We start from the raw sequence: 23754 nt of genomic DNA, 5'->3' as shown, positions 1-23754 counted from the left end.
ATGATCGCACCGGTGGCCGCGCCGATGGCGGTGCCGCTCGACACCCGGGCACCGGTGGTATTGCCGCAACCGGCGAGCGCCAGAGTGAGGACCAGCGCCAGGGCGGGAAAGAGGATCTGCTTCACGGCTCGACTCCTGCAAGGCATTGGAAAGGTCGGGACGCCAACTGCCGGTCGCGCCCGACAACCGGGACCATCCCTGATCACCGCTGACCGGCTCAACGACAGGGATAACGCTCGGCCAGCGCCCGCACCACGCCCTTGACCGGCACCTCGTCCATCAGCGCTCCCTCATCGGCATGCTTGCCGGCCCAGTCGAGAAAGGCCGTCTGGGCATCGGCCAGGGTGGCCTTGGGCGGATGACAGACCAGCGGCTCGAGCGCCTCGTGGGCGGAGACCGCGTCGTGATACTGCATGGTCGCCTCGATGAAGGCGCGACAGGCCAGTGCGGCGGTCATCGCGTGGGCGTCCCCGGATGGGACCGAGCAGATGTTGTAGAGGTTCCTGGTGGTCTCGTAGTCGAAGTCCTGGCGCTCGAGCGCCAGCGCCGGGGCGGCCAGCAGCGGTAGCAGACAGGCGGTAAACAGCCGCTGACGAAGCGATGGGGTCGATCTCATCACGGGTCCTCCGGATGGTTACGCATACGGGCGCCACTGCCGGGGCGCGGCATCGCGCCCCGGCTCCCTGGTGTCAGACACCTCGGCCTGCGCCCGGTCGGCCACCGCCAAGCATAGCAGCCCGCCCTCAGGACGCCTCGGCCAGCGCCGCGCGCAGCCCGGCCTCGAGGTCCGGATAGCGCAACTCGACCCCCAGCGATTCGCGCAGCTTGCGATTGGAGAGTCGGCGCGACTCGGCCATGTAGGAGCGCATCCCCGCCGAGAGCTGACCCATCGCCTCGGCCAGCGGCAGCTCGGGCGCGCGCGCCAGCCCGGCGGCGTCGGCCACCGCGCGGAAGTACTCGGTCATGGTGCTCGGGCGGCCGTCGCTGACGTTGTAGACCTCGCCGTCGCCACCACGCGCCATCGCCGCCCGGCAGGTGGCGACCAGATCGTCGACATGGATACGGTTGGAGTACGGCGCCTCCTCGGCCCGCACCAGCGGCTGGCCACTGCGCAGTCGCGCCAGCGGCAACCGGTCGGGGCCGTAGATCCCGGCCACGCGCAGGATCACCAGCTCGCCGCCGCTGCGCGCGCGCCACTCGCGCAGCACGCACTCGGCGTCGAGACGCCGCCAGGCGCGATCGGCCACCGGGCGCAACGGCTGCGACTCGTCGACCCAGGCCCCGTCACAGTCGCCATAGACCCCGGTGGTACTGACATAGACCAGTCGACGCGGATCGCCGACGCGCGCGAAATGCTCGACCAGGGCGCGGGTGACGCCGTCCTCTCGCCCCTCGCCCGGCGGCGGCGCGAGATGGAAGACCTCGGCCCCGGCCCAGTCGAGCGTGTCGACCACATCGGGCTCGTCGAGCGGCAGCCGCGCCGCATCGATCCTCGCCGCGCGCAGCCGCGCCAGTCCCTGTTCGCTGCGCACCACACCGCTGACCGGTTCGCCCGCGGCCTGGTATTGGCGCGCCAGCCGGGTGCCCACATATCCACATCCAAGGATCAACTTCACCCTGTCGTACTCCGCATGGGTTATCGATGGTGACACTATCGGCGGCGAGCAGGACGGATTGCAAGACGGTCGGGACCATGGGATTTCAGATCAGTATCGACGCCGACGGAGCACGTTTCACCACCGAGCCCGGCGAGACCGTGCTCGACGCCGCGCTGCGCCAGGGCATCGCCCTGCCCCACGGTTGTCGCGACGGGCGTTGCGGCAGCTGCGCCGCGACCCTCGGCGCCGGCGAGATCGACTACCCCGGCGGCACGCCGCCGGCGCTCGCCGGGCTCGGCGCCGGGCAGTGTCTGACCTGCCGCGCCGTCCCCCGCAGCGACCTGCATCTCGACCTGCCGGCGCGCACCCGGCCCGACGAACCGCAACAGGTGCGCACCCTGCCCTGCCGGGTCGAGCGCATCGAGCGGCTCGCCCCCGAGGTGATGGGGCTCAGCCTCAAGCTCCCCGATCACGACCCGCTGCGCTTTCGCGCCGGACAATATCTCGACGTGCTGCTGCGCGACGGCAGCCGCCGCGCCTTCTCCTTCGCCAGCGCCCCGGCGCTCAGCCCCTATCTCGAACTGCACATCCGCCGGGTACCGGGCGGACGCTTCACCACCGAGGTCTTCGAGCGCCTCGGCGAGCGCGCGCTGCTGCGCGTCCAGGCCCCGCTCGGCGACTTCGGGCTCGATCCCACGAGCACGGCGCCGGCGATCCTGATCGGCGGCGGCACCGGCTTCGCCCCGCTCAAGTCGATGATCGAGGACGCCATCGCCCGCGGCCTGCAGCGCCCGCTGCTGCTCTATCGCGGCGCCCGCACCCGCGCCGACCTCTACCTCCCCGACCTCGCCCCGCGCTGGGCCGCCGAGCACCCCTGGTTCGGCCACCAGGCGGTGCTCTCCGAGCCCGAGCCGGACTGGGACGGGCGCCGCGGACTGGTCCATCAGGCGGTGATCGAGGACTTCCCCGACCTCGCCGGCCACCAGGTCTACATCAGCGGCCCGCCGGCGATGATCGAGCACGCCCGCCCCGCGCTGCTCGCCCGGGGCCTCGACCCGGCGGCACTGTTCACCGATGCCTTCGTCGACACCAGTCACGGCAACTGAGCGCAGACACGCTTGTCGACAACGCCTCTGAGCGGCGACACTCCGGATCCTTTCCGTCCGTCGCTCACGAGGAGCCCGCCCGATGCGTGTCGTCTTGTCATTTGTCCCGCTGTTGCTCGCCACCCTGTTGACGACCGCCTGTACCCCGGCTCGCATCGTCTCGACCTGGCAGGACCTCGCCACCCCCACGCCCCACTACCCCAGCCTGGTGGTCTTCGGCGTCGCCGACAGCCCGCTGGTGCGCCGCGCCTACGAGGAGCACTTCGCGCGCGAGCTGCGCCAGCGTGGCCTCGAGGTCACGCCCGGGCACCGCCTGCTCGCCGAGGCCGACGTCACCCGCGGCAAGGCGCTGCGCGCGGCGATCGGGCGCTCGAGCGCGGCCGGTGTGGTGGTGATCCATCTGCGTTGCGACGAGCCCGGCGACGGTGGCATCAACCCCTTCAGCCATGTCCGACTCGCCGAGGACGGCAGGCTCTACCCCTATTACACCCGGGTCCATCAGGCGGTGAGCGGCGCCGACTACTATGCCCGCGAGCACACGCTGAGACTGGAGACCAGCCTCTATGACGCCGAGGACGCCCATCTGGTGTGGTCGGGCCGCTCGGCGCCACTCGCGCCCGACTCGGAGCAGACCACCATCGGCGACCTGATCGCGGCGACGGTGTCACGGATGCAGCGCGATGGGGTGATCGCGGCGAAGGGAACGCCCGAACGATCGGGCAGGGATTGATGGGAAAAGGCGGGGCCGGACGGCCCCGCCGGATGGGTCGATCGCCTCTCAGCGTTCGGCGCAGAGCCGGCACAGTGCGGCGAGCATGCCCGGATCGTCGGCACGATCGGCGACCTCGACCCGCGCGAAACCGATCTCGCCGGCATGGCGCGCGGTGCGCTCGGCGATCACCGCCAGCGGGGTGGCGAGGAGCGGTGCGCGACCGGCCGGGCCGATCAGCTCGACGAGGTTGTCGAGCACGCGGTTACTGGTGGCGAGCGCCAGCCCCACCTCAGCGTCCCAGTCACGCAACAGCGCGGCGACGTCGTGCGCCGGGCACACCCGCCGATAGACCTCGGCGAAGGCCACCTCGGCGCCACGCTCGGTGAGGGCGTTGGCGAACACCGCACGGCCACCGTCGCCGCGCACGATCAGCACCCGTTGCCCGGCCATCTCGGCCAGCGCCGGATGACGCAGCAGGGTCTCGCTGTCGTAGCTGTCGCTGGGCACCAGGTCGGGCGCGCGACCGGCAGCGGCCAACGCCTCGGCCGTGGCCCGCCCCACCGCGGCGATCCGCGCCGCGCGCGGCCAGTCCGCCGCCGGGACCAGCGCCAGCGCCTGTTCGACGGCATTGACGCTGACGAAGTAGAGCAGATCCCAGTCGGCGCGGAGCAAGGCCCGCGCGGGCGCCGGATCGACGGGAGGCACGATCTCGATGGTGGGCAGCCGGATCGGCCGACCGCCGGCCTCGGCGATCAGCGTACAGAGCCCGTCGGCCTGCGCCGCCGGACGCGTCACCAGGACGCCGCGGCCACCGAGATCGCAACCGACCATCTCAGTGCGACTCATAGAGCGCGGCCAGGATCTCGCCGGCGCCCTGGCCGAGCAGGTCCTCGGCCACGCGCAGGCCGATCGCCTCGGCCTCGGCACGCGGGCCGCTGGCCTCGGCGCGCAGGATGCGCTTGCCGTCGGTGGTGCCGACCAGGCCCTTGAGGGTGAGCTGATCGCCGTCGAGCACCGCGTGACCGCCGATCGGCACCTGGCAGCCGCCGTTGAGACGCGCGTTCATCGCCCGCTCGGCGAGCACCCGGTCGGTGGTGTCGCGATGCGCCAGCGGGGCGATCAGGTCGTGGACACGCTGATCGTCGCTGCGGCACTCGATGCCGATGGCACCCTGACCGATCGCCGGCAGGCTGTCGACCGGATCGATGCAGCTGCGGATGCGCGACTCGAAGCCGAGGCGGATCAGCCCGGCGGCGGCGAGCACGATGGCGTCGAACTGACCGCTGTCGAGCTTGGCCAGACGGGTGTTGACGTTACCGCGCAGCGGCTTGATCTGGAGGTCGGGACGACGGTCGGCGAGCTGGCACTCGCGACGCAGGCTGGAGGTGCCGACCACCGCACCCTCGGGCAGATCGGCGAGGCCCTCGTAGTTGTTGGAGACGAAGGCGTCGTAGGGGTTCTCACGCTCCATGATCACCGCCAGGTGCAGCCCCTCGGGGAACTCGACCGGCACGTCCTTCATCGAGTGCACCGCGATATCGGCCGTGCCCTCGAGCATCCCCTGCTCCAGCTCCTTGACGAACAGCCCCTTGCCGCCGACCTTCGACAGCGGCGAGTCGAGCAGCTGGTCGCCCTTGGTGGTCATGCCCACGATCTCGACCTCGAGACCGGGGTGGAGCGACTTGAGCAGCGCCGCGGTGTGCTCGGCCTGCCACATGGCCAGGGGGGATTTGCGGGTGGCGATACGGATGCAATTCGACATGTTCGGTCCTGAGGACTAGAGCTTTGATGGATAGCGCCGTCGCCCGCCGGGCGATGCGCGGACGGCGCATGATTGTGTCACAGCGAGGCGGCTCGGCACAGTGACGCTCTCACCCTCGCGGCGCGACTGCGATGATCCCAGTCAATTGGGACGTGAACGAGTGGGCTCGGGCAACAGCTGGCGAAAGGTCTCGGGCACCGGGTCGGCCTCGGCATGCAACCAGTGCGGCCAGGCCCCGAACCCGGGGTGGGCGGGGATGGCGATCAGCGCACTCGAACGGGTCGTGAAACCGTCGTCGCGACACCGCACCATCGCCGCCTCGGGCGCCAGACCCGCCAGCGGCTCGCGCCCGGCGAGCAGCCGCTGCCAGTCCTCCCAGTCGCCGCGCAACGGGTCCGGCGGCTCGGCATTCCGAAACCGCGGCAGCTGCGCGGCGATGCGCGGATCGCCGGGATCGTCGAGTTCGCCGGCGCAGAGCATGTGCAGCCCCGCCGGGATCGGCGTGACCCGGATCCTGCCGGCGCCATCATGGCGCAGCCAATGGGCCGCGCGCGGATCGGCGACGACCAGGTTGAAGGGGCGATAGGCGGCGGGGTGGAGATCGGCGAGCGCCTCGGCGGCGACATCGGCCTCGGCGTGATCGAGCGCCTCGAGCACCAGCTCGCCACGACTGCGCTTGCCCGGGGCCGGACCGAGACTGGCACGGCGATCGAGCACCGCCGCCATCAGGCCATGGTCGTTGACCCCCAGCCAACTGCCCTCGCCGACCAGATCGAGTCCGGCGAACACCTCGGGACGATCCGGCCAGTGCCGCCCGGGCGCACGCGCCGGGCGGGCGCGCTGCTCGTCACGGTTGGCACCGAGCAGCAGCGGCCAGTCCTCGCCGGGACGGCGCAACATCACCAGGGTACACACTCAACGGCCCTCCTTCACTTTCTGCCGGGCTCGCCGGATGCGCTGCGCGAGCACCTCGGCAAGCATTTTGAACGCCTTGCGCTGGGCCAACTGGTTGGCGCTGCGAGGCGCGCGCAACAGCTCCAGACGCGCCTGGAAGTAGGCCAGATCGGCCTCGAGGCGCGCAATCTGGAGGCGGCGCCGATGCCGCGTCTGTGTCTGAGCATCGGATTTTCGATACGCCATCTCGCACCAGGCCTCGGGCAGGGACGCGGGGTCCCGCCGTCAAAGAGTCGTGTTCACCGGCTCCGATGATATGGTATTAGGGGGATGTGGGAAGCATCTTCCGTGAGACATGTCCGAACCGGGGACTGGCGAGGACCTCGGGGCGGGTCCCGAGACGCGCAGCGTCCACGGCATCCATGTATCACGGACCTCGGAGCGGCCTCGGCCGCGATTGTCTGGCACCCTGCGACCCAGAAGTCACCGACCCGACGACACGCCGTGGCGGACGCGACGGCGTGCCCGAGGGGTCGTCATTGCGGAGCCACTCAGGAACCGGCTTCGACTCAGGCCCATTCTATCAAAGGCAGATCAAGACACAGCATGAGCGCAATCCTAGAACTGTTCCGGAGTTCCGGCGCGCTTTATGGAGGCAACGCGGCCTTCATCGAGGATCTCTACGAACGCTATCTGCAAGACCCCGAGAGCGTCGATCTGGCCTGGCGGGAACGCTTCGACGCCATGCGCAAGGAGGCCGCCAACGAGGTCCCGCACGGACCGGTGCGCGAGAACTTCCTGCGTCTGGCGCAGGAGAGTCGCTCGCGCGCGCGCACCCGATCGACCGAGCACCTGGAGCCGGCCGCCGCCGAGAAACAGTATGCGGTGCTCAGCCTGATCAACGGCTACCGCTATCGCGGCCATCAGGTCGCCGACCTCGACCCGATCACCCTGCGCGAGCAGCGACGCATCGCCGATCTCGATCCTGCCTATCACAACCTCGACCAGGGCGACATGGATCAGGTGTTCCACACCGGGTCGCTCTATGCCCCCGACCGCATGCCGCTGCGCGACATCCTCGAGATGCTCGAGCAGATCTACTGCGGCACCGTCGGCTCGGAATACATGCACATCACCAACACCCTCGAGAAGCGCTGGATCCAGAAGCGTCTCGAGGGCTATCGCGCCACCCCCGAGCTCAACACCCAGGAGCGACGCTGGCTGCTCACCCTGCTCACCGCCGCCGAGGGCATCGAGCAGTATCTGCATCAGCGCTATGTCGGCCAGAAGCGCTTCTCGCTCGAGGGCGGCGACGCGCTCATCCCGCTGCTCGACGAGCTGATCCAGCGCGCCGGGCGCAAGGGCCAGAAGGAGGTGGTCATCGGCATGGCCCACCGCGGCCGGCTCAACGTGCTCACCAACATCTTCGGCAAGCCGCCGCAGGACATCTTCGCCGAGTTCGAGGGCCGGGTGGCGATGGACTCGCGCAAGATGGCCGGCGACGTCAAGTACCACATGGGCTTCGCCACCGACATCGACACCCCCGGCGGTATCGTCCACCTGGTGCTCGGCTTCAACCCCTCACACCTCGAGATCATCGATCCGGTGATCGAGGGCTCGGTGCGCGCGCGCCAGCGCCGCCGCCGCGATCGCACCGGCGATCAGGTGCTGCCGGTATTGATCCACGGTGATGCCGCCTTCGCCGGCCAGGGCGTGGTGATGGAGACGCTGCAGCTGTCGCAGACGCGCAGCTACGCCACCGGCGGCACCGTGCACATCGTCATCAACAACCAGATCGGCTTCACCACCAGCCACCCGCTCGACACCCGCTCGACGCTCTACTGCACCGACGTCGCCAAGATGGTTCAGGCGCCGGTGTTCCACGTCAACGGCGACGACCCCGAGGCGGTGATCTTCGTCACCCGCATGGCGCTCGACTTCCGCAACCAGTTCCACAAGGACGTCATCATCGATCTGGTCTGCTACCGTCGTCTCGGTCACAACGAGGCCGACGAGCCGGCGGTCACCCAGCCGATGATGTATCAGAAGATCCGCCAGCACCCCACCCCGCGCGCGGTCTATGCCGAGCGTCTGATCAGCGACAGCGTGATCGAGCGCGAGGAGGCCGAGGCGATGGTCGCCGACTATCGCGACTCCATGGAACAGGGCGTGGTGGTCGCCCGTCCGGTGCTCTGCGGGCTCGACCATGCCTACCGGGTCGACTGGAGGTTCTGTCGCGACCAGCACTGGGAGCAGGACGTCGACACCGGGGTGCCGCTCGAGCAGTTGCGCGCGCTCGCCGAGCGTCTGCTCGCCGTCCCCGAGGGCTTCAAGCTCCACCCGCGGGTGGCCAAGCTGTGGGACGAACGGCGCAAGATGGCCCAGGGCGATCAGCTCGCCAACTGGGGCTTTGCCGAGAACCTCGCCTACGCCAGCCTGCTCGACGCCGGCACCCCGGTGCGTCTCTCCGGTCAGGACGCCGGGCGCGGCACCTTCTTCCACCGTCACGCCAAGATCCACGACCAGCTCACCGGCGAGTCCTACACCCCGCTGCAGCACCTCGGCCCCAACCAGGGCGCCTTCATCGCCATCGACTCGATCCTCTCCGAGGAGGCGGTGCTCGGCTACGAGTACGGCTTCGCCACCGCCGAGCCGCACGCGCTGACGCTGTGGGAGGCGCAGTTCGGCGACTTCGCCAACGGCGCCCAGGTGGTCATCGACCAGTTCATCACCTCGGCCGAGACCAAGTGGGGCCTGCTCTGCGGACTGGTGATGCTGCTCCCGCACGGACTCGAGGGTCAGGGCGCCGAGCACTCCTCGGGCCGGCTCGAGCGCTTCCTCCAGCTCTGCGCCGAGCACAACATCCAGGTCTGCACCCCGACCACCCCGGCACAGATCTTCCACCTGCTGCGCCGTCAGATCGTCCGCGACTATCGCAAGCCGCTGGTGGTGATGACCCCCAAGAGCCTGCTGCGCCACCGCCTCGCCGGCTCCTCGCTCGAGGAGCTGGCCAGCGGCCAGTTCCAGCCGCTGCTGCCCGAGGTCGACCCGATCGACCCGGCCGAGGTCGAGCGCGTGGTGTTCTGCAGCGGCAAGGTCTACTACGACCTGCTCGAGGCGCGGCGCGCGCGCGGCCTGAGCAATGTCGCCATCGTCCGCATCGAACAGCTCTACCCCTTCCCCAAGCGTCAGTTCGCCGAGGTGATCGAGACCTACGCGCACACCGAGGAGATCGTCTGGTGTCAGGAGGAGCCGCAGAACCAGGGCGCCTGGGACCAGATCAAGCACCGCTTCCACTGCCTGATCCAGGACGGCAAGCGCCCCTACTACGTGGGACGCCCGGCCTCCGCCGCCCCCGCGGTCGGCCATCGCGCGGCCCATGTCGAGCAGCACGAGCGCCTGATCGATGAGGCGCTGAGCGGTCGTTTCAACCCGAGCATGAACAGAAGGATCCCGCCACAATGAGTGAAGTCCGCGTACCCGCCCTCCCCGAGTCCGTCGCCGACGCCACTGTGCTGACCTGGCACAAGCAGCCCGGCGAGCGCGTCTCACGGGCAGAGACCCTGGTCGACCTGGAGACCGACAAGGTGGTGCTCGAGGTCCCGGCGCCGGCGGACGGCGTCCTGGGCGAGATCAAGGCCAAGGAGGGTGAGCTGGTCACCTTCGACACCGTCCTCGCAGTGATCACCGAAGGCGCCGCACCGAGCGCGCCGGCAGCCCCCAAGACGGCGCCGGCCAAGTCGGCCCCAGCGGCGCCGGCGGCCGCCACGCCCGCGCCGGCGCCGACTCGCCAGACGCCTCCGGCCGCCGCGCCGGAGCCGGCGCCCGCGCACGAGCCGATCATCACCCCGGCGGCACGGCGGCTGGTCAAGGAGATGGCGATCGACCCCAGCCAGATCCACGGCAGCGGCAAGGACGGCCGGGTGCAGAAGGCCGATGTCATCGCCTTCCTCGACGAACGCGAACGCCAGGCCCCCGAGGCCACCGACGAGCACCTGCTCGAGCAGCAGGCACCGGCCTCGCCGAGCCTCACCGGCGAGGCCGGGCGTCCCGAGCAACGCGTACCGATGACCCGGCTGCGCGCGCGCATCGCCGAGCGGCTGCTCGAGGCGCAGCGCAACGCCGCCATGCTGACCACCTTCAACGAGGTCAACCTGTCGGCGCTGATGACGCTGCGCGGACGCTACAAGGACCGCTTCGAGCAGCAGCACGGGGTGCGTCTCGGGCTGATGTCGTTCTTCGTCAAGGCCACGGTCGAGGCGCTCAAGCGCTACCCGGTGCTCAACGCCACCGTCGACGGCGAGGACATCCTCTACCACGGCTATTACGACATCGGCATCGCGGTCAGCTCGCCGCGCGGTCTGGTGGTGCCGATCCTGCGCAACTGCGACCAGCTCACCATGGCCGACATCGAGGGCGGCATCGCCGAGTTCGCCACCAAGGCCCAGGACGGCTCACTGAGCTACGAGGAGCTGACCGGCGGTACCTTCTCGATCACCAACGGCGGGGTGTTCGGCTCGATGCTCTCGACGCCGATCCTCAACCCGCCGCAGAGCGGCATCCTCGGCATGCACAAGATCCAGGAGCGCCCGGTGGTGGAGAACGGCGAGATCGTCGTCGCGCCGATGATGTATCTGGCCCTCACCTACGACCATCGCATCATCGACGGTCGCGAGGCGGTGCAGTTCCTGGTCGCGATCAAGGAGCTGCTCGAGGACCCGGCCTTGCTGTTGCTCGGGGTCTGACCCCAAAGCGCGCCCAGCACCGGGCGCGCAATCACGTCACTGCACGCCCCCCGCCCCGAGGGGGCGCGCTACTCCTCCAGCTCCCGTCCCCAGCGTTCGAGCAGGTCGTGCTCGACACCGAGATGATCGAGCACCCGCGCCACCATGAAATCGACCAACGCCTCGACGCGCTGCGGACGGTGATAGAAACCGGGGCTGGCGGGCATGATCACCACCCCGTTGCGCGACAGGCTGAGCATGTTCTCGAGATGGATGCTGGTATAGGGGGTCTCGCGCACCACCAGGATCAGCTTGCGCCGCTCCTTCATCGCGACATCGGCGGCGCGGTCGATCAGACAGTTGGAGATGCCCGCGGCGAGATTGGCGAGGGTCCCCGTGGTGCAGGGACAGACCACCATCGCATCGGGCGGGTTGGAACCGCTGGCCACCGGCGCCGTCCACTGCTGACGACCGAACACCCGCAACTGACCGACCTCGGCATCGAAGCGATCGCTGAAGAAGCGCTCGGCCTCGGCCGGTCGCGAGGGCACCTCCAGCCCCAACTCCATCTGCAACACCACCTGCGCCGCCTGCGAGACCATCACATAGACGCGCATCCCGGCGCCGACCAGGGTCTCGATCAGACGCAGCCCGTACTGCGCCCCCGAGGCACCGGTCAGCGCCACCGCGACGGTCTGCGGCCATTGGCTCGGAACATGGGTCATCGAAGCATCTTCCCGTGATTGACTGAGTGGTTGCCGTGCGCTGGACGTGGTCACGACGCGCGGGCACGCCCGAGGGCATCGAGCAGACGCTGGTGGATCCCACCGAAACCGCCGTTGCTCATCACCAGCACCTGATCGCCGGGGCGCGCCTCGGCACCCACTCGCGCGACGATCGCCGCGACCGAATCGAGTACCGCGCCGCGCTCGCCGAGCCCGGCGAAGACCGCGCCGGCGTCCCAGCCGAGATCATCCGGGGCGTACACATAGACCCGGTCGGCGGCGGCCAGCGAGTCGACCAGGGCGGCGTTGTGTACCCCCAGGCGCATGGTGTTGGAGCGCGGTTCGAGCACCGCGAGGATGCGCGCCGCGCCGACCTGCTGGCGCAACCCGTCGAGGGTGGTGGCGATCGCCGTCGGGTGATGGGCGAAGTCGTCGAACACCCGCACCCCGCCGACCTCGCCGCGCAGCTCCATGCGCCGCTTCACCCCGCCGAAGCGGCTCAGCGCCGCCAGCGCCTGCGCCGGCACCACCCCGGCGTGACGCGCCGCGGCGATCACCGCCAGGGCGTTGTCGACGTTGTGCCGACCGGTCAGCGCCCAGTCGACCTCGCCGACCGGCTGCCCGTGATGGAACACGCCGAAGCGCGAACCGTCGGCCGCGAGCAGCTCGGCGCGCCACTCGCCTTCGCCACCGAAGCGCGCGGTCGGCGTCCAGCAGCCCATCTCCAGCACCGTCTCGAGCGCGGCGTCGCCGTCCGGGTGGAGGATCAGGCCGGAGCCGGGCACGGTGCGCACCAGATGGTGGAACTGACGCTGGATCTGGCCGAGGTCGTCGAAGATATCGGCATGATCGAATTCGAGATTATTGAGGATCAGGGTGCGCGGTCCGTAGTGGACGAACTTCGAGCGCTTGTCGAAGAAGGCGGTGTCGTACTCATCGGCCTCGACGACGAAGAAGGGCGTCTCACCGAGCCGCGCCGAGACGTCGAAGTCGCGCGGCACCCCGCCGATCAGAAACCCCGGGGCGAGCCCGGCCTCCTCCAACACCCAGGCGAGCATGCTCGCGGTGGTGGTCTTGCCGTGGGTGCCGGCCACCGCCAGCACCCAGCGCTCGCGCAGCAGGTGCTCGCGCAGCCACTCGGGGCCGGAGCAGTAAGGCAGCCCGCGATCGAGCATCGCCTCCACCGCGGGGATGCCGCGCCGCATCGCGTTGCCGACGACGACCACATCGGGGGCGGGATCGAGATGGGCGGCGTCATAGCCCTCCATCAGCTCGATCCCTGCCGCCTCGAGCTGGGTGCTCATCGGCGGATAGACGTTGGCGTCGGAGCCGGTCACCCGATGACCGAGGGCGCGCGCGAGCTGCGCCACCCCGCCCATGAAGGTGCCGCAGATACCGAGGATATGCAGATGCATGCGAGACGGTTCTCCCGAACGACGAGGACGCGGGCCGCGCGGGCCCGCACGAGGATTCAGCGGCGACGGCGCTCAGCCGCCCCCGAACAGCGCGCCGATCAGCGCCACCGCAAACAGCTCGAAGGCCAGCGCGATGGCCACCCCCTGACCGAGGCCGATGACGAAGGCATGGCGCAGGATGTGCCCGGTCACCACCAGGCTCCACACCACCAGGGCGAGAAACAGCAGGGCACCGAGCGCGGCCAGCTCGGTCTCGCGACTGCCGGTCGGCTGCAGCCCCAGCGGCACCAGCGCGAGCAACCCGAGCAGCGCGCCGGCGCCGAGCAGCGCGGTCGCCGTCTGCAGGAAGCGCCGGGCGTGACGCACCGCGCTCAGACCGACATAGAGCGCGGCCAGGGTCAGCACGATCTCGGCAAGCGCCTGCAACAGGCTCGGCCACCAGCCGATCCCCGCCGAGACCCCCACCAGCATCCCGACCAGCAGATCGGCCAGCAACACGACAACGAACAGGGTTTCCGAGGCCGGGAGCTGCTGCGGCGTACGACGCAGCCAGCACAGCTCGGCGAAGAACATGATTAGGGCCTGCACGACGATCACCTGCAGCGGGACATGGCGCCAATGATAACCGCCGGGACCACGACGACCGCAAGTTCAGCGGTCAGCTATCAGCCGCCAGCCGCCAGCCGCCAGCCGCCAGCCGCCAGCCGCCAGTGGGTGTGGTACTCAACGACAGCGCCACTTGCCACCAACGGTCGGCGACCGGCAAGCGCACATTCTCGGCACCAGTGTTCGAGGGCAGGCCGCCACTGGAGGCTGGCGGCTGATCGCTGGCGACTGGCGACTGGCGGCTGGCAGCCGTCCGCTCAACGCCGCGCCAGCGCGATGCCGAGCGCGAGCATCAGCGCGGCGAGGACGACGACCGGTGCGTTGCCGAGACGCGCGAAGGGGGTGGCGCCGACGCGGGGCTGGATCTCGGCGCTGGCGCCGCCGCGCACGAAGGCCGGGACGCGCTCGATCACCCGGCCGCGGTAATCGATGATCGCCGAGATCCCGGTGTTGGTCGCGCGCAGCAGATCGCGCCCGCTCTCGAGGGCGCGGGCGCGGGCGATCTGCAGGTGCTGGTGAGGCGCAAGCGAGTCGCCGAACCAGGCGTCATTGCTGACGTTGATCAGATAGCGCGCCTCGGGCAGCGCCTCGATCAGCTCGGCGCCGAAGGCGTCCTCGTAGCAGATCGAGGCACCGACCGGATGCGTCCCGACCTGGAGCAGCGGGCGCGCCGCCTCGCCGCGACTGAAGTCCGACATCGGCACCTCGAACCAGGCGATCAGCGGCCCCAGCCAGGCCTTGAACGGCAGGAACTCGCCGAAGGGCACCAGATGTCGCTTGAAGTAGCGGTCCTCGACGCTGCCGATGGCGAGCAACGCATTGTAATAACGACCACCGTCGGGCTCGCGCACCGGGATGCCGAGCACGATCTCGGTTCCGGTCTCGCGCGCGCGCTCGGCGAGCGGATCGATCAGAGGCGCGCGCAGCACATCGAGAAAGTCGGGCAGCGCGGTCTCCGGCCACACCACCACATCGGCGTCGAGATGATCGCGGGTGAGCTCGAGATAGGCGCGCACCGTCGCCGGTCCCGTCTCCGGGTTCCACTTGATCGCCTGCGGGATATTGGCCTGGACCACGCTCGCACGCAGCGGCGCGCCCTCGGGGTGGGTCCAGTCGAGCTGCGCCAGCGCCCAGCCGCCGCCCCAGAGCACGACCAGCACTGCCAGCGCCAGCGGACGCCCCCGGCCCCGCGCCCGCCGCACCGACCACCACAGCATCCCGGCCGAGAGCGCCGCCACCAACGAGGCGCCATAGACGCCGAGGAGCGGCAGCCAACCGACCAGTGGTCCGTCGATCTGCCCGTAGCCGAGCGCGAGCCAGGGGAAGCCGGTGAACAGCCAACCGCGCAGCCATTCGAGCAGCACATAGAGCGCCGGGAAGCAGAGCAGCGCGCCCACCCGGTCCGGCCCGGCGGCCAGCCGCCGCAGCGCCCAGCCGAGCACGCCGTAGTAGAGCGCCATCGCGGCGACGAAGACCAGGGTGAGCAACTGGGCCACCGGCGCCGGCATGTTGCCGAACTCGTTGAGGCTGATGCGGATCCAGAACACCCCGAACCCCATCAACCCGACCCCGAACAGCCAACCGCGCCAGAAACCGGCGCGCGGCGTCGCCCCCTCCAGCGCCAGCAGCAGCAGCGCCAGGGCGAGCACCGCGAGCGGGAAGCCCCCGAAAGGCGCGAAGCTCGACACCGCCAGGGCGCCGGCGAGGAAGGCGATCAGGGCTGATCTGCGCGAGGGCGGGAGAACTGACGACAGAGACATGGCGGTCGATCCGATGACAGCAGACCGGGCGGGTTCTATCAGCCGCCCCCTACCCGGTCAACCGTCAGTCACGCCCGCCGCCGTTGCGACAGCGCGCGATATCGACCTGCATGGGACCGAGCGCGGCGGGTTCTCGACCCGATCGAACGCAGCGGCGAACAGCGCCAGACTCCGTATCACGGCCAGCGGCAGAATCACGCCGTTGACGAAGCGACCCGGGTGAGAACCGGAGACGGCGAAGGACAGCCAGATCGCATACAAAAACGCTGACCGATGGCTTCCAACAAACCCATCTCCTGCCCGCACAACGCAAGACGCCGGGGTGTCGGCGGACACCCCGGCGCCGTCAGCCGTTCAGCCCGAGCACGACCTCAGGCCGCGTCGTGACGCCGCCGCACCCGCGCCAGACCGATCAGGCCGGCGCCGAGCAACGCCAGCGCGCCAGGCTCGGGGATGCTGATGGTGTCACCCAACAGCTCGGCGGTCGAGACGCGGGCGAAGAAGACATCTGCTCCTCCCGCCAGATCGACCATGAACTGCGAGCTTGCGGTGTAGGAGAAGTCGAACGGCGTGCCACCCAGGGTCACGAGAGGGTCGGTATCGAAATAGTCACGGGCCATACCGCCGGTGACGTGCATCGCGGAGCCGGCGTTACTGAACAGCATGCCCGCGGCGAAGAGCTGACCGGTGAAGGAGATCGACTCGAAGGTACCTTCGAGGAACAGGGCACCATCGGTGGCCTCGTACATCTCGTTCGGGTCGGCCTCGAAGTCGTTGTTGGCGTTGAAGTTCCGACTGTGATCGACCCAGATCTTGAAATACGACTGGCTCCAGTCGACCGTATAGGTGGCGGGATCGAGGAAGTCGCCGCCACCGGGCGTGTTCTCGACGAACTCGATGCCGCCGAACTCATAGGTCAGCTCACAGCCCGGGCAGAAGTCCGCCGGATTCGTCTCGGGGTTCGGTTGACCGGTCTGGTCGTTGGCGTCGTTGAAGTTGTTGATCTTGCCGCCGCCATAGAGATAGTTGCCGAACATCATCGTGGTGGCGTTGGTGGCGTTGATGCCCACCAGGCTGCCCATGTCGTAGCCCGAGTTGGTGCTCTGGAACCACTGGGTGAAGTTACTATCCATCTTCATGTCGAGCGGCGAATCCGGGTTCCACAACACCCCGCCGACATTGATGACATCAGCGCCGGCAAGCGGCGACACCATGATCGCCGCACCGAGCAGCGCGCTTTTCCGAGTCAACATGATCCATCTCCCTGTATCGCTTCAAGAAGGGGCTGCTCCACCCCGCTGACAGAAAAGCGAAAAGCAGGCCAGACCCGACAAGCCATTGAAGACAAAAGGAAAGGGAAGAGATTGCTGGACCCAATAACGAGCAAGACACTTTTTGTGTAAAAAAGGTCGACGTTTTTACCGGCAACGCCCAGCCACCGGACCAAAAACCTCACCGCGACAGGACCCGCCGGCGCGACAGACCCGAAACCCGCGACCAACACCGTCAAGAATTCCGTCACCTCGTCTCGACCTTATCGCCACGTCACGCGGTCTGCTCTCGCACGAAGTCGAGAAAAGCGCGATCGGCACGCGAGAGATAGCCCCCACTCTGCCATGCCAGCGAGAAGTCGAGATGAACCGGGGTCGCGAATGGAATCGCCACCAGCCCGGGGTCGCGAGTCTGCTCGCTGACCATGCGCAGCACGCAGGTGATGCCGAAGCCCTGGCGGACGATGGTCTCGGCGAGCGGGATGAGATTGGTCTCGAAGGCGATGCGCGGCTCGACCTCGAGCGCGGCGGCATGACGGTCGATGAACTCGCGCAGGAAGTAGCCGCTACGCGCAACCACCAGATCGTGTTCGAACAGGATCGCGAAGTCGATGCATTCGGCCTCCGCCAGGGGATGCGAGCGACCGACGTGTACCACCACCTCCTCGCGCAGGAAGGGATGGGTCTCGAGACCGTCGAGCTCGGCGTCGCTGGTCACCACGCCGAGATCCAGCCCCCCGGCGCGGATCATGCTCAGCAGACTCCGGGTGCCCGCCTCCTGCACCGACAGCCGCAACCCGGGATGACGGTGTTTGAAGGCCATCAACAGCGGCGGGAAGAAGTAGGAGCCGAGGATGCTCGGCAACCCGATCCGCACCTCGCCCTTGAGCAGTCCGCGCAACTCGCGCATCTGCAGCTCGGCGGCCTCGGCGCGCTCGAGCAGGGCCCGGGCGTGCCCGGCCAGCACCTCGCCCTCGCTGGTCGGCGTGACTCGACGCGTCCCGCGATGCAACAGCTCCAGGTCGAGCGCGCGCTCGAGCTTGCGGATGGCGATGCTCAGCGCCGGCTGGGCGATGCCGAGACGGGCGGCGGCGGCGGTGAAACCACCGGCATCGACCACGGCGAGGAAGTAACGCAGCTGCTTCAAATCCATATCGATTTCGAATCGAAAAAATATCTTAAATTTATTTTATTTATAGAGCATGGCGTTCATACAATGAACCCATGCCTCACCCATCCAGGATTCCAATGAGCCCACCGATCACCGCACGCACCCCGGCCTTCTGGCGCGCGACCCTGGCACTCTGTCTCGGCTCGATCGCCATCTTCGCCAACCTCTATGCCCCGCAACCGCTGCTACCGCTGCTGCGTGGTGATCTCGGCATCTCGGAGTTGCAGGCGAGCCTGACCCTTTCGGTCACGACCTTCACCCTGGGCTTGTCGCTGCTGCTCTTCGGGCCGCTCTCCGACGCCATCGGTCGGCGCGCGATCATGTTCACCACCCTGGCGCTGGCCACCGCCTGCGCGCTCGCGCTCGCCTTCGCCCCGGACTTCGGCACCCTGCTCGCCCTGCGCGCACTGCAGGGCTTCTTCCTCGGCGGCGTGCCGGCGCTGGCGCTGGCCTATCTCGGTGACGAGTTCGACCACGAGGCGCTGTTGTTGGCCGTCGGCATCTATATCGGTGGCAACTCGATCGGCGGTATCGCCGGACGCCTGCTCAGCGGCGCGAGCGCCGCCGAATGGGGCTGGCAGGCGAGCTTCCTCAGCGCCGGGCTGCTCAGCCTCGCGGTGCTGATCGCCTTCATCATCCTGCTGCCGCCCTCGCGCCGCTTCCAGCCCAAGCCGCCGCGGCCGCGCGCCATGGTCGCCGACCTCGCGCTGCACCTGCGTAACCCGAGCATCCTCGGCGCCTATCTCATCGGCGGGCTCAACTTCATGGTGTTCATCAACCTCTACAGCTATGTCACCTTCCTGTTGAGCGCCCCGCCCTATCACCTCTCGCCGATGTGGCTGGGGATGCTGTTCCTCACCTATCTCTCCGGCACCGTCGCCGCCAGCTTCTCCGGCCGATTGGCGCGCGGGCGCTCGCAACCGCTGGCGATGGCCGCCGGCACCCTGCTGCTGCTCGGCGGCACCCTGCTGACCCTGGTGCCGCACCTGGCGGCGATCATCGGCGGCCTGCTGGTCAACGCCGTCGGCTTCTTCTTCGCTCACTCCCAGGCCGCAAGCTGGGTCAGCCACAAGGCCACCCGGGCACGCGCCAGCGCCTCCTCGCTGTATCTGGTGTTCTACTACACCGGGGCGAGCCTCGGCGGCTTCTATCTCGGTCCCTACTGGCACTGGGCGGACTGGCCCGGGGTGGTGCTGGGCGCGGTGCTGATCCTGATCATCACCCTGGGGCTCGCGCTCTGGCTGCATGCCCGCGAGCACGGCCATGAGCATGCCTGTCCCTGGTGGCAGCGGCTCGCCGGCGCCTGTCGCGAGCCGGCCCTGCCTGCCGAGACCAGCGGACGCTGACCCCGCGCGCCCCGAAGGATATGCTCGATGCCTTGCACTGCCGCCCCAGCCGACCCAATGTCGGACTGGGACGGCGCGGGAATGAACCCGCGACCGGGTTTGCAGACAGCGACAGGAGGGAAGCAGATGCCGACCAAAGACGACTATCTCAGCCGCCTCAAACAGCAACTCGACGAGTGGAAGGACGACCTCGAACAGCTGCAGGAAAAGGCCGCGCAGAGCTCGGGGGAGGCGCGCGAGCGCGTGCAGCAGCAGATCGACGAACTGCGCGAGAAGTGGGAGGCCGGACACGAGAAGCGCGAACAGATTCGCGAGGAGGCCGACGAGCGCTGGGAGGAGATCCGCGAGGACGCGGAGGAGAAGTGGGACGAACTCAAGCGCGGCGCCCGCGACACGCTCTCGCGCATCCGTGCGCACTTCGACGACAAATGAAGGTGGGGCTTGAGCCCCAAGGGTCAGCCGAGTACATCGCCGTCGCACATCGATGACGCCGTAATCGGCGACTCCGGGCGTCGCTCCTTGGAGCGACGCCCGGGTCCGGCCAGCAGGCCGGGTCTTCCGGACGGGCATCCGCCCGTCCGCCGAGTCCGGACGCGACAGGGCGAATCCGGGCCCGGGGCGAGAGCGCCTTACTCCTCGCCTTCCTTGCAGGTGTTGATGTGGAAGGGCACGTAGGCCAGGCAGGTGCCGAGGAAACCGGTCGCGAGCACCACCAGACCGATGGCACTGGGAATCCAGCTGCCGCTGGCGATACCGCCGAGCACCAGCACGCCGCCGGCGGCGAGGCGGAAATTACGATCGGTCTTGCCAACGTTCTTGGGCAAATTCATGAGTCAACTCCTGTATTGCAAGCTTGGACGAGCCGAATGCGGGGCAGCGCATGACCAGGATTCCGGCTCGCTTTCCCCCGCGACATGGGCCACAGACCCGAGGTCTGCGACCCTGGTGGTCATCCCTGCACCACCATAGCATTGACTGCGCGGCCATTATAGACCCACACCTACTAGGTATACCCATCGATCCGAGCGATCGGACCGATAGCGACCAGCGACCAGCGACCAGCGATCAGCCGCCAGCGGCCAGTGATGCGCCCTGGCGGCTAACCAATCGCTCGACCACCCTTCGCATCCTTGATGCCTTGGCTGGTTCGAAGCAGCTTCCAGCCTCCAGTCGGGGAGGCTGGTGTGCATGATCGGCGATTGACGGGCAAGACAGTATCTTGGCGGTTCGAATTCGCTTCCAGCGATCAGCTGATAGCCACCAGCCCCGATGTTGGGTTAACCGTCGACGAACGCCGCAGATTCGTCGATGGCATGGTGGACGGACGGTTAACCCAACCTACGAGACTGAGGGCGGCCGCCAGGGGATTGAACCGCAAAGACCCAAAGGACACGAAGAAAGCGACCAGCCTTCAGCAAACAGCCTCCAGTGTCGGTATGCGGTTAACCGCGACGCGACGAGACAACCCTGCCCCCTCACTGGAGGCTGGCGGCTGGAAGCCTTTCCTCATCTTCGCGCTCTTCGTGTCTTGGCGGTTCAATCTCCCGGCGGTCCGAAGCGCGAGCTATGCTACCGTCTTCGCCCCGATCCACCCTGACTCGCGAGAGATCCCATCCATGGCAGCACCCTACCCCCTGATCCTGGTCGACGGTTCGAGCTATCTGTTCCGCGCCTATCACGCCATGCCGAAGCTGACCAACTCGCGGGGGGAACCGACCGGGGCGCTGATCGGCGTGCTCAACATGCTGCGCAAGCTCATCGAGACCTACCGACCGGACTATCTCGCGGTGGTGTTCGACGCCAGCGGCAAGACCTTCCGCAACGACCTCTATGCCGACTACAAGGCCCATCGCCCGCCGATGCCCGAGGATCTGCGCGAACAGATCGCACCGCTGCACACCATCATCGAGACCATGGGGTTGCCGCTGCTGTGCGTGCCCGGGGTGGAGGCCGACGACGTCATCGGCACCCTTGCCACCCAGGCCGCCGAGTCCGGCATCCGCACCCTGATCTCGACCGGCGACAAGGACATGGCGCAGCTCGTCGACGACCAAGTGCACCTGATCAACACCATGACCGACGCCCTGCTCGACGCCGCCGGGGTAGAGGAGAAGTACGGCGTGCCGCCGGCGCGCATCGTCGACTACCTGAGCCTGATGGGCGACAGCGTCGACAACGTGCCCGGGGTGCCCAAGTGCGGACCCAAGACCGCGGTCAAGTGGCTCGCCGCCCACGGCGACCTCGACGGGGTGATCGCAAACGCCGCCGCCATCAAGGGCAAGGTCGGCGACAACCTGCGCGCCGCGCTCGACCAGCTGCCGCTGTCACGCCAGCTCACCACCATCAAGTGCGACGTCGCGCTGCCGCTCGGTCCCACCGAACTGGTGCCGGGGACGCCCGATCGCGAGCGGCTGCGCGAGTGGTTCGAGCGCATCGAGTCGCGCAAGCTGCTCGCCGATCTCGACCGCCTCGACCCGACGGCCCCGGCGCCGACCGCGCCGGAGGCCCCACAGGGCGTGGCGGCGGACTACCAGGTGGTGCTCGATCGCGACGGGTTCCTCGACTGGGTCGAGCGGCTGCGCGCCGCGCCGCTGTTCGCCTTCGACACCGAGACCACCGCGCTCGATTACATGCGCGCCGAGATCGTCGGCGTCTCCTTCGCCACCGAGCCCGGCGCCGCGGCCTATGTCCCGCTCGCCCACACCTGCCCCGGCACCCCGGAGCAGCTCGACCGCGACTGGGTGCTCGGCGAACTCAAGCCCCTGCTCGAGGACCCCGAACGCGCCAAGGTCGGACAGAACCTCAAGTACGACATGAGCGTGCTGGCGCGTCACGGCATCACCCTGCGCGGCATCGCCCACGACACCATGCTCGAGAGCTATGTGCTCGACAGCACCGCCGGGCGACACGACATGGACTCGCTGGCCAAGCGCTATCTCGACTGTGACACCATCGCCTTCGAGGACATCGCCGGCAAGGGCGTCAAGCAGCTCACCTTCGACCAGATCCCACTCGAACAGGCCGGCCCCTATGCCGCCGAGGACGCCGAGGTGACGCTGCGCCTGCACCGACACCTGTGGCCCCGGCTGGAGAGCGAGGCTGGACTGGCGGCCCTCTATCGCGACCTGGAGATCCCGCTGGTGCCGATCCTCTCGCGCATGGAGCGCCACGGCGTGCGCATCGACTGCGAGCAGCTCGCCGCGCACAGCCAGGACCTCGCTGCGCGCATCCAGGCGCTCGAGACCCAGGCCCACGAGGTCGCCGGGCGGCCCTTCAACATGGGCTCGCCGAAGCAGATCGGCGCCATCCTGTTCGACGAGCAGGGGCTGCCGGTGGTGGCCAAGACCCCCAAGGGCGCCCCTTCGACCTCGGAGTCGGTGCTCGAACAGCTCGCCGCCGAGGGCCACGAGCTGCCGCGGCTGATCCTCGAACACCGTGGTCTGGCCAAGCTGCGCTCGACCTACACCGACAAGCTGCCGCAATTGGTCGACCCCGACAGCGGGCGGCTGCACACCTCCTACCATCAGGCGGTCGCGGCCACCGGCCGACTGTCCTCGAGCGACCCCAACCTGCAGAACATCCCGATCCGCACCGAGGAGGGACGGCGCATCCGTCGCGCCTTCGTCGCCGAGCCGGGCAACCTGCTGATCGCCGCCGACTACTCGCAGATCGAGCTGCGCATCATGGCCCATCTCTCCGGCGACGAGCGTCTGCTCGCCGCCTTCGCCAGCGGTCAGGACATCCATCGCGCCACCGCCGCCGAGATCCTCGGCATCACCCCCGAGGCGGTCGACGCCGAGCAGCGCCGCTCGGCCAAGGCGGTCAACTTCGGGCTGATCTACGGCATGTCGGCCTTCGGTCTGGCGCGTCAGCTCGGCATCGGCCGCGCCGCCGCCCAGGACTATGTCGATCGCTACTTCGAGCGCTACCCCGGGGTGCATGCCTTCATGGAGCGCATCCGCGCCCAGGCGCACGAGGACGGTCATGTCGAGACCCTGTTCGGTCGCCGCCTGCACCTCCCCGAGATCGCCAGCCGCAATCAGAACCGCCGCGCCGCGGCCGAGCGCACCGCCATCAACGCACCGATGCAGGGCAGCGCCGCCGATATCATCAAGCGCGCGATGATCACCCTCGACGACTGGATCGAGCGCGAGCGACCGCCGGCACGGATGATCATGCAGGTCCACGACGAGCTGGTGTTCGAGGTCGCCGCCGACGCGGTCGAGGCGGTCGGGGCACGGATCCGCGTCGCCATGGAGCAGGCCGCGGAGCTGCACGTGCCCCTGGTGGTCGACATCGGCGTGGGCGAGAACTGGCAGGCCGCGCACTGAGACGCACCCTCGGGGAACTCCGACTAAAATAGTCGGTCACAACCGACGTGTGCGATACAGGCCGCTTCTCCCCCCTGGGAGCGGCCCAGTGCCCGGCAGCCCTCGCCGGGGAAGCGACTCCCCCGCAGCCCTCTCCCCCTGGGCCGTCGGGGGTTTTTTTTGGGGCGCAGCCAGCAGCCAGCAGCCAGCAGCCAGCGGCCAGCGGCCAGCGGCCAGCGGCCAGCGGCCAGGAGATTGTGAGCCGCGAACACGAAAGAGCATCTTTGTCCGTCAACCGCCGGTCATGTGCGCCGGCCCGCCCGACTGGAGGCTGAAAGCTGAAAGCTGAAAGCT

General features: G+C 68.7%; 20 protein-coding genes. 7 read left to right on the top strand and 13 right to left on the bottom strand.

Translation table 11 applies throughout. From position 1 onward, the window contains the following. Window positions 1-217 precede the first annotated feature (217 nt). Window positions 218-616 (bottom strand): Rap1a/Tai family immunity protein, encoded by a 399-nt coding sequence (locus EBL84_RS11275; protein ID WP_123140906.1) that lies wholly within the window; start codon window positions 614-616, stop codon window positions 218-220. Window positions 617-743: 127 nt separating this feature from the next. Continuing rightward, complete coding sequence (locus EBL84_RS11270; protein ID WP_123140905.1) at window positions 744-1616, bottom strand: SDR family oxidoreductase; 873 nt, start codon at window positions 1614-1616, stop codon at window positions 744-746. Between the two features lie 77 nt (window positions 1617-1693). Here EBL84_RS11270 and EBL84_RS11265 point away from each other — a divergent pair, with 77 nt between their 5' ends. After that, entirely contained in the window at window positions 1694-2704 is a 1011-nt protein-coding gene (locus tag EBL84_RS11265) for a 2Fe-2S iron-sulfur cluster-binding protein (protein ID WP_123140904.1), read from the top strand. Window positions 2705-2786: 82 nt separating this feature from the next. Beyond that, window positions 2787-3434, top strand: coding sequence for a hypothetical protein (locus EBL84_RS11260; protein ID WP_123140903.1), 648 nt, complete (start codon window positions 2787-2789; stop codon window positions 3432-3434). A 48-nt stretch (window positions 3435-3482) separates the two neighbouring features. On the opposite strand, the gene EBL84_RS11255 is transcribed toward EBL84_RS11260, so the two are convergent. The 4 genes from EBL84_RS11255 to EBL84_RS11240 form a co-directional block, all read right to left on the bottom strand. Further along, entirely contained in the window at window positions 3483-4262 is a 780-nt protein-coding gene (locus tag EBL84_RS11255) for a uroporphyrinogen-III synthase (protein ID WP_369957918.1), read from the bottom strand. Next, window positions 4249-5178: a hydroxymethylbilane synthase gene (gene hemC, locus EBL84_RS11250; RefSeq protein WP_123140901.1), complete on the bottom strand. Its 930-nt coding sequence runs from the start codon at window positions 5176-5178 to the stop codon at window positions 4249-4251. Before hemC ends, EBL84_RS11255 begins: the two co-directional genes overlap by 14 nt. A 141-nt stretch (window positions 5179-5319) precedes the next feature. Further along, on the bottom strand, window positions 5320-6093 hold the full coding sequence (locus EBL84_RS11245; RefSeq protein WP_123140900.1) for an NRDE family protein: 774 nt from the start codon (window positions 6091-6093) through the stop codon (window positions 5320-5322). After that, entirely contained in the window at window positions 6094-6318 is a 225-nt protein-coding gene (locus EBL84_RS11240) for a hypothetical protein (protein ID WP_123140899.1), read from the bottom strand. A 360-nt stretch (window positions 6319-6678) separates the two neighbouring features. Between EBL84_RS11240 and EBL84_RS11235 the strand changes: the two genes are divergently transcribed. Next, on the top strand, window positions 6679-9537 hold the full coding sequence (locus tag EBL84_RS11235) for a 2-oxoglutarate dehydrogenase E1 component (protein WP_123140898.1): 2859 nt from the start codon (window positions 6679-6681) through the stop codon (window positions 9535-9537). Continuing rightward, window positions 9534-10817, top strand: a complete 1284-nt coding sequence (odhB, locus tag EBL84_RS11230) for a 2-oxoglutarate dehydrogenase complex dihydrolipoyllysine-residue succinyltransferase (protein ID WP_123140897.1) — start codon at window positions 9534-9536, stop codon at window positions 10815-10817. Before EBL84_RS11235 ends, odhB begins: the two co-directional genes overlap by 4 nt. 68 nt (window positions 10818-10885) lie before the next feature. Here odhB and EBL84_RS11225 read toward each other — a convergent pair whose 3' ends face one another. From EBL84_RS11225 to EBL84_RS11200, 6 genes are all read right to left on the bottom strand, one after another. Continuing rightward, window positions 10886-11521, bottom strand: coding sequence for a flavin prenyltransferase UbiX (locus EBL84_RS11225; RefSeq protein ID WP_005224732.1), 636 nt, complete (start codon window positions 11519-11521; stop codon window positions 10886-10888). A gap of 50 nt (window positions 11522-11571) precedes the next feature. Continuing rightward, window positions 11572-12936, bottom strand: coding sequence for a UDP-N-acetylmuramate:L-alanyl-gamma-D-glutamyl-meso-diaminopimelate ligase (gene mpl / locus EBL84_RS11220; RefSeq protein WP_123140896.1), 1365 nt, complete (start codon window positions 12934-12936; stop codon window positions 11572-11574). Between the two features lie 72 nt (window positions 12937-13008). Then, window positions 13009-13524, bottom strand: a complete 516-nt coding sequence (locus EBL84_RS11215; protein WP_223807001.1) for a hypothetical protein — start codon at window positions 13522-13524, stop codon at window positions 13009-13011. A gap of 275 nt (window positions 13525-13799) precedes the next feature. Beyond that, the gene (gene lnt / locus EBL84_RS11210) at window positions 13800-15302 is read right to left on the bottom strand and encodes an apolipoprotein N-acyltransferase (RefSeq protein WP_123140894.1); all 1503 of its coding nucleotides are present in this window, start codon (window positions 15300-15302) and stop codon (window positions 13800-13802) included. A gap of 371 nt (window positions 15303-15673) precedes the next feature. After that, complete coding sequence (locus tag EBL84_RS11205; protein ID WP_123140893.1) at window positions 15674-16555, bottom strand: PEP-CTERM sorting domain-containing protein; 882 nt, start codon at window positions 16553-16555, stop codon at window positions 15674-15676. A gap of 292 nt (window positions 16556-16847) precedes the next feature. Beyond that, on the bottom strand, window positions 16848-17726 hold the full coding sequence (locus EBL84_RS11200) for a LysR family transcriptional regulator (protein WP_123140892.1): 879 nt from the start codon (window positions 17724-17726) through the stop codon (window positions 16848-16850). 95 nt (window positions 17727-17821) lie between these two features. On the opposite strand from EBL84_RS11200, the gene EBL84_RS11195 reads away from it, so the two are divergent. Then, window positions 17822-19090 (top strand): MFS transporter, encoded by a 1269-nt coding sequence (locus EBL84_RS11195; protein WP_123140891.1) that lies wholly within the window; start codon window positions 17822-17824, stop codon window positions 19088-19090. A 126-nt stretch (window positions 19091-19216) separates the two neighbouring features. Next, entirely contained in the window at window positions 19217-19522 is a 306-nt protein-coding gene (locus EBL84_RS11190; RefSeq protein WP_062276368.1) for a hypothetical protein, read from the top strand. Window positions 19523-19719: 197 nt separating this feature from the next. On the opposite strand, the gene EBL84_RS11185 is transcribed toward EBL84_RS11190, so the two are convergent. Continuing rightward, entirely contained in the window at window positions 19720-19920 is a 201-nt protein-coding gene (locus EBL84_RS11185) for a DUF2892 domain-containing protein (RefSeq protein WP_062276366.1), read from the bottom strand. Window positions 19921-20706: 786 nt separating this feature from the next. Between EBL84_RS11185 and polA the strand changes: the two genes are divergently transcribed. Next, window positions 20707-23421, top strand: coding sequence for a DNA polymerase I (gene polA, locus EBL84_RS11180; protein WP_123140890.1), 2715 nt, complete (start codon window positions 20707-20709; stop codon window positions 23419-23421). Window positions 23422-23754 lie beyond the last annotated feature (333 nt).

This window comes from Marichromatium sp. AB31, assembly GCF_003718685.1.
Classification (GTDB): domain Bacteria; phylum Pseudomonadota; class Gammaproteobacteria; order Chromatiales; family Chromatiaceae; genus Marichromatium; species Marichromatium gracile.
This window is presented reverse-complemented; position numbering and strand designations above follow the sequence as displayed.